Origin of the sequence: Kitasatospora sp. MAP12-44 (assembly GCF_029892095.1) — a bacterium.
In the GTDB taxonomy this organism is placed as follows: domain Bacteria; phylum Actinomycetota; class Actinomycetes; order Streptomycetales; family Streptomycetaceae; genus Kitasatospora.
Genome location: NZ_JARZAE010000004.1, coordinates 676,533 through 684,978, shown reverse-complemented (window position 1 = coordinate 684,978; position 8,446 = coordinate 676,533). Strand labels below are relative to the sequence as shown.

At 71.3% G+C, this 8,446-nt stretch carries 10 protein-coding genes; 9 read left to right on the top strand and 1 reads right to left on the bottom strand.

All coding sequences use genetic code 11. From position 1 onward, the window contains the following. The first annotated feature begins 3 nt into the window (after positions 1-3). The 7 genes from P3T34_RS04040 (at position 4) to P3T34_RS04010 (ending at position 4,799) form a co-directional block, all read left to right on the top strand. Positions 4-225, top strand: a complete 222-nt coding sequence (locus tag P3T34_RS04040) for an MbtH family protein (RefSeq protein WP_280664578.1) — start codon at positions 4-6, stop codon at positions 223-225. A gap of 33 nt (positions 226-258) precedes the next feature. Beyond that, the gene (locus P3T34_RS04035) at positions 259-627 is read left to right on the top strand and encodes a nuclear transport factor 2 family protein (protein ID WP_280664577.1); all 369 of its coding nucleotides are present in this window, start codon (positions 259-261) and stop codon (positions 625-627) included. 5 nt (positions 628-632) lie between these two features. Beyond that, complete coding sequence (locus tag P3T34_RS04030; protein ID WP_280671814.1) at positions 633-1,826, top strand: branched-chain amino acid aminotransferase; 1,194 nt, start codon at positions 633-635, stop codon at positions 1,824-1,826. After that, a complete protein-coding gene (locus P3T34_RS04025) occupies positions 1,826-2,317 on the top strand; it encodes a cobalamin-dependent protein (RefSeq protein WP_280664576.1) in 492 nt (163 codons plus the stop codon). The genes P3T34_RS04030 and P3T34_RS04025 overlap by 1 nt, the downstream gene beginning before the upstream one ends. After that, entirely contained in the window at positions 2,314-3,654 is a 1,341-nt protein-coding gene (locus P3T34_RS04020) for a methylaspartate mutase (RefSeq protein ID WP_280664575.1), read from the top strand. Before P3T34_RS04025 ends, P3T34_RS04020 begins: the two co-directional genes overlap by 4 nt. Next, positions 3,641-4,210: a hypothetical protein gene (locus tag P3T34_RS04015; protein ID WP_280664574.1), complete on the top strand. Its 570-nt coding sequence runs from the start codon at positions 3,641-3,643 to the stop codon at positions 4,208-4,210. The genes P3T34_RS04020 and P3T34_RS04015 overlap by 14 nt, the downstream gene beginning before the upstream one ends. A gap of 73 nt (positions 4,211-4,283) precedes the next feature. After that, positions 4,284-4,799, top strand: a complete 516-nt coding sequence (locus P3T34_RS04010; protein ID WP_280664573.1) for a DUF3995 domain-containing protein — start codon at positions 4,284-4,286, stop codon at positions 4,797-4,799. Positions 4,800-4,813: 14 nt separating this feature from the next. Here P3T34_RS04010 and P3T34_RS04005 read toward each other — a convergent pair whose 3' ends face one another. Continuing rightward, a complete protein-coding gene (locus P3T34_RS04005; protein ID WP_280664572.1) occupies positions 4,814-5,791 on the bottom strand; it encodes a hypothetical protein in 978 nt (325 codons plus the stop codon). Positions 5,792-6,117: 326 nt separating this feature from the next. Between P3T34_RS04005 and P3T34_RS04000 the strand changes: the two genes are divergently transcribed. Together P3T34_RS04000 and P3T34_RS03995 are read left to right on the top strand one after the other, a co-directional pair. Next, entirely contained in the window at positions 6,118-7,164 is a 1,047-nt protein-coding gene (locus P3T34_RS04000; protein ID WP_348534616.1) for an asparagine synthetase A, read from the top strand. Beyond that, positions 7,161-8,426: a glutamate synthase-related protein gene (locus tag P3T34_RS03995; protein ID WP_280664571.1), complete on the top strand. Its 1,266-nt coding sequence runs from the start codon at positions 7,161-7,163 to the stop codon at positions 8,424-8,426. The genes P3T34_RS04000 and P3T34_RS03995 overlap by 4 nt, the downstream gene beginning before the upstream one ends. The last annotated feature ends 20 nt before the right edge of the window (positions 8,427-8,446 follow it).

Sequence of the window (8,446 nt, the reverse complement as noted above, 5' to 3'; positions counted from 1 at the left end):
ACCATGGCCAACCCGTTCGAGAACCCCGAAGGCAGCTACCTCGTGCTCGTCAACGACGAGGGACAGCACTCGCTGTGGCCCGAGTTCGCCGCCGTCCCGGCCGGCTGGACGGTCGCCCACGGGCCCGGATCCCGCGAGGCCGCCCTGGCCCACGTCGAGGAGAACTGGAGCGACATGCGGCCGACCAGCCTGGTGCGCGCCATGGCAGACGCATCGCGGGCCTGATCCCGCTTCACTACGGAAGGGAGAACGACCTCCATGTCCCTGACCACCGGCGCCGCCACCACCACGGTGCAGCACTACTACGAGCTGGTCGACGCCAATGACATCGACGGCCTGCTCGACCTGTTCACCCCGGACGCCGTCTACCACCGCCCCGGCTACGCCCCGCTGATCGGCCGCGCCGAGCTTGAGCGCTTCTACAGCGCCGATCGCGTCATCGCCCGGGGCACGCACTCGCTGCACACCGTCGTCGCCTGCGACGACGAGGTGGCGGCGCACGGCGAGTTCTCCGGCACCCTGAAGGACGGCAGCCAGGTGACCGTGCGGTTCGCCGACTTCTTCGCGGTGCGCGAGGACGGCCGGTTCGCCCGGCGCGACACCTTCTTCTTCAGCCCGGTGGTGTGACCGCGATGAACCCGATCGCGATGAACCCGATGTGGAACCGCACCCCGCTGCCGCAGACGGCCCGGGCCACCGACGCCGAGATCGCCGAGCGCTGCGCCAGGCCGGCCTTCGGCCAGGTCTTCACCGAGCACCTGGTCTCGCTGCGCTGGTCCGAGGAGCTCGGCTGGCATGACGCGCAGGTGCGCCCGTGGGGTCCGCTGGTCCTGGACCCGGCCACCGTCGGCCTGCACTACGGCCAGGTGGTCTTCGAAGGCCTGAAGGCCTTCCGCCAGGCCGACGGCACGGTCGCCGCCTTCCGCCCGGCCGATCACGCCTGCCGGATGGCCGGCTCGGCGCGCCGCTTCGCGATGCCGGAGCTGCCCGAGGAGCTGTTCGTGCAGGCGGTCCGGGAGCTGCTGGCCGTGGACGAGCCGTGGGTGCCGTCGCATCCGACGCAGAGCCTCTACCTGCGGCCGCTGATGTTCGCCACCGACGTCTCGCTGGCGCTGCGGCCTTCGCGCAGCTACGAGTTCCTGCTGATGGCGTGCGTCACCGACGCGTTCTTCGGAGCGGACGCGCCCTCGGTGTCGGTCTGGATCTGCGAGCAGTACACCCGCGCCGCGCCCGGCGGCACCGGTGAGGCCAAGTGCGCGGGCAACTACGCCCCCGGATACCTCGCGCAGGCCGAGGCGGCCGAGCACAACTGCCAGCAGGTGGTGTGGCTGGACGCCGCCGAGCACCGCTGGGTCGAGGAAATGGGCGGCATGAACCTGTTCTTCGTCTACGGCTCCGGCGCCGAGGCGGTCCTGGTGACGCCGCCGCTGACCGGCACCCTGCTGCCCGGGGTGACCCGCGACTCGCTGCTGACGCTGGCCCGGGAGTTGGGCCTGGCGGTCGAGGAGCGGCGCCTGACCGTCGACCAGTGGCGGGCCGACGCCGAGAGCGGTGCCATGACGGAGACGTTCGCGTGCGGCACCGCGGCGGTGGTGACCCCGGTCGCGCGCGCGGAGTCCTCGGCCGGGTCGTGGACGATCGGCAGCGGCCAGGTCGGGCCGGTGGCCTCCCGGCTGCATGCCGTCCTGGCCGATGTGCAGCGCGGCCGGGTCCCGGACCGCCATGGCTGGCTGGACCGGCTCCCGGCCCCGGCGTCCGAGCCGGCGCCCGGGTCGGCGTCCGGGCAGGCGTCCGTGCATGCCTCCCGTGTGACGGAGGCGTGCTGATGCCTCCTCTGCCGGCCCGGGCCGGATGCGCGGCGCCTCAGCCGGCCGCGCCCGACGCGGATGGCCGCCCCACGGTGGTGCTGACCGGGGTCTCCTCCGATGCGCACACCTGGAACCTGGTGTATCTGCGCCTGCTGCTGGAGGAACTGGGCTGGGAGGTGGTCAATCTCGGCGCCACCACGCCCGATGGCGAGGTCATCGAGGCCTGCCTGCGGCATCGGCCGCAGCTGCTGGTGGTCAGCTCGGTCAACGGGCACGGGCACATCGACGGCGTCCGGTTGATCACGGCGCTGCGCGAGGTCGAGGAGCTGTTCGGGATCCCCGCGGTCATCGGCGGCAAGCTCGGCGTGGCCGGCGAGGTCGGCGCCGACCGGGTGGTGGCGCTGCTGGCAGCCGGCTTCGACGCCGTGTTCCAGGACGGCGTCGACATCGGCTCGTTCACGCACTACCTTTCCGTTCTCGCCGGCGGGCCCCTGGCCGTGACGCGGTGACCACATCGATCGAGGCGCCGGGGCCGTTCGCGGCGTTCGTCGCCGCGGCCCATCGCCGGGGTGAGCTGGTGGTGCAGCCGCGGATGGGCTTCAGCGACCCGGCGGACATGCGGCGCGGGCTGCTCGCGACCCGTGCCGCGCGGGCCACCTCGGTGGGCACGATCACCTTGGACAGCTACACCCGGGTCCGCGACTACGCCAGCGCGCGGACCGCCCTCGCCGACGGCACGCGGCTCAACGGCTACCCGATCGTCAACCACCCGGCCGCGGTGACCCGTGGCGTGCTCGGCGGGCTCGCGGGGCCGGACTTTCCGGTCCAGGTCCGGCACGGCTCGGCGCAGCCCTGCGAGATCATCGAGGCGCTCACCGCCCTGGGTCTGGACGCCACCGAGGGCGGGCCGATCTCCTACTGCCTGCCGTACGGCCGAGTCCCGGTGCGCGACTCGATTCGGGAGTGGTCGCGAGCCTGCCGGCTGTTCCTGCGGCTGCGCGACACCTTCGGGACCGAGCCCCACCTGGAGAGCTTCGGCGGTTGCATGCTCGGCCAGTTGTGTCCGCCGAGCCTGCTGATCGCGATCTCCGTGCTCGAATGCGTGTTCTTCCGCGCGCACGGCCTGCGCAGTGTCTCGCTGAGCTACGCGCAGCAGACGAGCAGGAGCCAGGACCTTGAGGCGCTCGCCGCCCTGCGGGTCCTCGCCGCCGAGTACCTGGGCGACCTGGACTGGCACATCGTGCTGTACACCTACATGGGTGTGTATCCGACCTCCCGGGACGGCGCGCTGCGGCTGCTGTGCGACTCGGCCGAGCTCGCGGTGCGCGGCGACGCGGCCCGGCTCATCGTCAAGACCTCCGCCGAGGCCACCCGGGTGCCGACCGTCGCGGAGAACATCGAGGCGCTGGAACTGGCCGGCGCGGTCGCCGCGGCCTCGCAGCGGCTGCTGCTGGGGCCGGCCGAGCCGGCGACGGAGAGCGGTGTCCTGGCGGAGGCCACTGCCCTGATCGAAGCGGTGCTGAACCTGCACGGCGACGTGGGCCAGGCGCTGGCCCTCGGCGTGGAGCGCGGCTTCCTCGACGTGCCGTACTGCCTGCACCCCGACAACCCCGGCCGCACCCGCAGCCGGATCGAGCCGGACGGGCGGTTGGCCTGGTCCGACACCGGGCACCTGCCCCTGGGCGCGGCGGCTCGACGCTCGCGTTCCGCGCGCCTGGGCAGCATGGAGCTGCTGAGCGCGCTGTCCTGCATGAGAGACCGCTACGACGGGGACGCCGACAGGTGGAGCCTCGTCGGAGGGACAACAGCCCTGCCGGGCGGACGGAGGACCGATGGAGCACGCTGACCAGCCGACCCAGCTCGATCTGCTCATGCCGCAGTGGGATCAACACGAGGTCCATCGGCGGCAGTTCGCGGCGAGCTCGCAGCAGGTGTGGGACGCCCTGTGGGACCTGCGGGTGCGCGACCTGTCGGTCACGACCGCGCTGATGCGCCTGCGCGGCGGTCCGCGCGTGTGGCGCAGCGGCGTCGTGCCGGGCGACGGCGACGCCCGGGTGATGGACTCGATGGCGCCGACCCTGCTGATCGCCGAGGAGCCGCACGAGATGGTGCTGGTCCAGGTCGCCCGCTACGCCGCGATGCGCCCGGCGCAGCCACCGCAGACGGAGTGGACGGCCGAGGAGTTCGCCGCGTACGCCGAGCCCGGTTGGTCGAAGGTGGCGATGAACTTCCGGTTCACCGCCAAGGACGGCGGCACCGAGCTGATCACCGAGACCCGCGTCCTCAGCACCGACGCCGCGACCAAGCGGAGCTTCACGGCCTACTGGCTGGCGATCCGGGCCGGCAGCGGGCTGATCCGCAGAGACATCCTACGAGCCGTCAACAACGCGCTAGTGCCGTAAGTGAGTACGCGCTGTGTCGATGGCGCCACCCTCCGTTAGCCAACTGTTCAGCCTCGACGACGAAGGTGAGCCCATGAACATCGAAGCAGCCAGTGCCGGGAAGCCCGCCACGACCTCCGGGACGCGTCCATCCACCTGGCCCGCCTACGCGGCGTGCGGGTGGGGCCTGATCTTCGCCGGGATCAGCTTCTACTGGGGGTGCGGCGGGCGCGCTCTGCTCGACACCGTCGGCGGGGCGATCGAGCGGAGCGCGCTGGCCGGCGACACCGCCATCTACGTGGCGGTCTGGGTCACCGGGGTGTTGAAACTGGTCGGCGCCGCGCTGGCGCTGGCGCTGCTGCGGCCCTGGGGCCGCCGGCTGCCGCGCCGCGTGGTGCTGTTCTTCGCGTGGATCGCCGCGGTCGGACTGACGCTCTACGGCGGGGTACTGGAAGTGACGAACGTGCTCGCGGCCACCCACGTGGTCAAGCCGTCCACGCCGATCGAGTGGAAGGCCCTGTGGTGGCACCTGTGGGTCTGGGACCTGTCGTTCCTCATCTGGGGGCTCCTGTTCGCCTCGGCGCTGCGACAGTTCCGGCGGGCTCGCTGAGCCCGGCGCCGCGCCTAGGAGGCGGCGGGCAGTAGCCGCAACTGCGCTGCCCGCACGCCGGCTTGGAAGCGCGACGTCGCGTTGATGTCGCGCATGAAGTCCGCGACGTACTTGCGGTAGGTGCGCACCGAGATGCCCAGTTCACGCGCCGCCACGTCGTCCGTCTGCCCCTCGCTGAGCGAGGCGAGGATGAGCCGGGTCTTCTCGCTCTGGCGCGGATCGTCCAGCAGCGATACCGGCAGCAGGGGAGTGGCGGACTCCCAGCTGTGCGAGAACAGCGCGTGCAGCGCGGTGAGGATCACCGGGCTGCGGACGATCAGGGTCTGCCACTGGTCCGGCCCGAACCGGGAGATGAGCAGGCCGGTCTGGCGATCGGCGAGCAGCATCTCGTGCAGCTTCGCCTCGGTGACGCGGGACTCGTTCTGGCCGTCACCGGGGAGCAGTGCGCGGACCCGATGGCGGTCGTCGTTGCCGCGGACCGGGAACAGCACCCGCATCGGCGCGGTGGCTCCGGACGGTGCCCGCAGCGCCTCGGCGGCCGGGCGCAGCGGGCCGCGGGCCATCCGGGCCGGCGAGCCCACGCAGATGAGCTCGCGGCGTGCCTCGCACACCAGTTGTTTGACGGTCAGTGCGGCGGCCTCGTCGCTGTCGGCCAGTTCCAGCTCGGCTCGAACGCCACCGACGTTGCGGTGCTCGGCGAGGGCGTTGTCGATCAGGCTCAGGGCTTCCGAGAGTGCTCGCTCGATCCCGGTGCCGCCCGACGGCTCCGGGTCGGCGGTCGGCGCCGTGATCGCCGTCGGGAGCGCTCTCTCCCTGGCCTCGTCCGCGAGGGCGTTCCCCAGCGTCGTCAGGCCGCTTTCGTGATCGTCGAGGATCGCGCAACACCGGGAGTCGATGAAATCCGCCAGTCTTCGCGATCCTCCGTACAGGTGCTGGTCGGTTGAATCCTGAACTGTGCTACTAGTAGACAGTTTTCTCACAACATCCCTCACGCGCAGACTCCGTAGAACCGGCTCTGAACGGACATCAGTCCGCCAAAAAGCTCGAATGAGCACCACACCGGGCGGAAGCATACGGGTGCGCTTTGAACGTGGCGAGTCCGTTCCCCATCGCCGCCGTTAAGGATCTGCAAGTCCTCCTCGCTAATGGCACACAAGATGGTCCGTGTACGGTTCCTGATGATTTGCTGGGAATGAGACCGACCGGCAAACGTCGCCCCGGCAGGAACCTGCGAGCCGCCGCGACCCGGCCCCTTCGGGGCGTCAGGAACCTGCGAGGCCGCCGAGGTGCCCGGCGCCGCGCGGCTAGCGTCCACCTCGTGGACATCGAGCCGAGTACCGACCTTTCGACGCAGTCCGGTCCTGCGTCCTACGCCCCCGCGTCAGCGCACCGTATGCCGCCGAGCCCGCGCGAGCACCTCGCCTCCCCGATCACCCAGGCCGCGCTGCGGGTGCAGAACACCCTGCTCACCGCGGCCCGCGAGTATCTGGGCGGGCAGGGCTTCACCGAGTTGCTGCTGCCGATCATCGGCCCGGTCACCGACCCCGGCGCGCGCGGTGCCAAGCAGGTGGACGTGGACTACTACGGCCACCGCTACAAGCTGATGACGAGCAGCATCCTGTACAAGCAGGCGGCGCTCACCGCCTTCGACAAGATCTTCTGCGTCGCCCCGAACGTCCGCCTGGAACCGCCGGAGACCGTCGGCACCGGCCGCCACCTGGCCGAGTTCCACCAGCTGGATGTGGAGATCGCCGGCGGCGACCGGGCCGCCGCGATGCGCACCGCGGAAGGCGTGGTCGCCTTCGCGGTCGCCCGGGTGGTCCGGGACCGCAGCGAGGAGCTCGCTCTGCTGGGCCGCGACCCCGACGCCTTCCGACCGCTGGTCGACGGGCCGTTCGGGCGGATCACCCACACCGAGGCGGTCGACACGCTGGTCGAGCTCGACCACCGGCAGAACCCCGATGCCGAGATCGACTGGTCGGGGGAGAAGATCCTGTCGGAGAAGACCGACCGACCGTTCTTCATCACCGACTACCCGAAGGGTTCGCGCGGGTTCTACGACAAGGAAGACCCGCAGCGCCCGGGTGTGTTGAACAACTTCGACCTGATCCTGCCCGAAGGGTTCGGTGAAGTCTCCAGCGGTAGTGAGCGCGAGGCGGACTACAAGCGCATCATCGGACGCATTCGGGAGACCGGGGAGAATCCGGCGAAGTACGAGTGGTATCTCGAGCTGTTGCGGGCCGGGATCCCGGGCAGTGCCGGATTCGGCATCGGCGTCGAGCGACTGACGCGATATGTGACTGGACTGGACCACGCGTGGGAGACGGTGGCATTTCCGAAGCTGCCGGGGGTGGTCGCACCATGACCGGGCTCAGCGCGCCGGGATTTCCGCAGGAGGCCGTGCGGCGCCGGGCCCGGGTGGGCGCGGAGGCGGTGTTTCCGGATCGCGCGGGCTACGGGGCGACGATGTTCGGCCGCTCGTGCTCCCCGGGCCTTTCGGAGGACGTCGCCGACCTGCTCGACGCCGCGCGGTTGGTGCCACCGGTGTTCATGCCGCTGCGCCTTGAGAAGCTCATCGACCTGGGACGCGAGCCGCTGCACACGGACGTCGACCTGCGCAGCACGGTCGGCGGGTTCGAATCCGCGCTGCCGCTGTACGTCTCGGCGTTCGGCTCGACCCGCGTCGCGAGCGGTGACCTCGGCCTGGCGGCGAGCCGTCAGGCGGGGCGCCTGGGGATCCCGATGGTCATCGGCGAGAACATCGTCCTGACCAGCGGCTACCGGGGCGCTGCGGCCCCGGGGCTGCTCGATCGCATCCTCGCCTACGCCCAGGCGTCCGAGTCCGAGGCGGTCGGTGGAGTGGTCGTGCAGCAGAGCACGGACGACGCTGACGCCGAGGTCTGGAACCTCGTTTACAGCGACCCCAGGGTCCAACCGCTGCTCCAGAGCGGGCGGTTGGGCTTTGAACTGAAGACGGGTCAGGGCGCGAAGCCGGGCCTGGGCGGCATGACGCTGCTGGGCGCCGAGGGAGCGGCCCGGGCCTCCTCGCAGTACACGATCGAGTCCGTGTTCGGCGAGTCGGCCGACCAGTTCCTGCGCAGCGGCAGCCCCGGCACCTTCACCGCGGAGATCCTCGCCCGGCAGATCCAGCTGATGCGCAACAACTTCCCGCGGGCCCGGGTCTGGGTGAAGCTGCACCCCGCCCGGGACCTCGCACTCGCCGCCGAGACGGCGTGGCGGGCCGGAGCGGACGCGGTGACGGTCGACGGCGCCGAGAGCGGCACCGGCTGGGCGCCGACGGCGTTCATCCAGCAGGTCGGGCTCCCGCTGGGGGAGTGCTTGCTGGACGCCCGCGCCGAGGGGCGGCCGCTGCTGGCCTCGGGGCGGATGTGGGAGGGCAGTCGCGTCGTGAAGTCGCTGGCACTGGGCGCCCGCGCCGCAGGCCTTGGACGCGCCGCGCTGCTCGCGGTGGACGAGGACCCCGAGGCGGGGTTGGAACGCCTGGTCGAGAGCATCGCGCTCGAACTGCGGCTGCTGATCAGCGCTTTGGGCAAGTACCGGGCAGCGGACGTCTGCGCCGAGGACGTCCGGCTGCCGCGGGGCGTCGGCGACTGCTCAACGCCATGAGGGGACGTCCGCCGGACGAC

Excerpts from the sequence above, each read along its gene's own strand:
- P3T34_RS04010 (WP_280664573.1), top strand. The coding sequence starts at position 4,284 with ATGAACATCGAAGCAGCCAGTGCCGGGAAGCCCGCCACGACCTCCGGG.
- P3T34_RS04030 (WP_280671814.1), top strand. The coding sequence starts at position 633 with ATGAACCCGATCGCGATGAACCCGATGTGGAACCGCACCCCGCTGCCG.
- P3T34_RS03995 (WP_280664571.1), top strand. The coding sequence starts at position 7,161 with ATGACCGGGCTCAGCGCGCCGGGATTTCCGCAGGAGGCCGTGCGGCGC.
- P3T34_RS04040 (WP_280664578.1), top strand. The coding sequence starts at position 4 with ATGGCCAACCCGTTCGAGAACCCCGAAGGCAGCTACCTCGTGCTCGTC.
- P3T34_RS04025 (WP_280664576.1), top strand. The coding sequence starts at position 1,826 with ATGCCTCCTCTGCCGGCCCGGGCCGGATGCGCGGCGCCTCAGCCGGCC.
- P3T34_RS04035 (WP_280664577.1), top strand. The coding sequence starts at position 259 with ATGTCCCTGACCACCGGCGCCGCCACCACCACGGTGCAGCACTACTAC.
- P3T34_RS04015 (WP_280664574.1), top strand. The coding sequence starts at position 3,641 with ATGGAGCACGCTGACCAGCCGACCCAGCTCGATCTGCTCATGCCGCAG.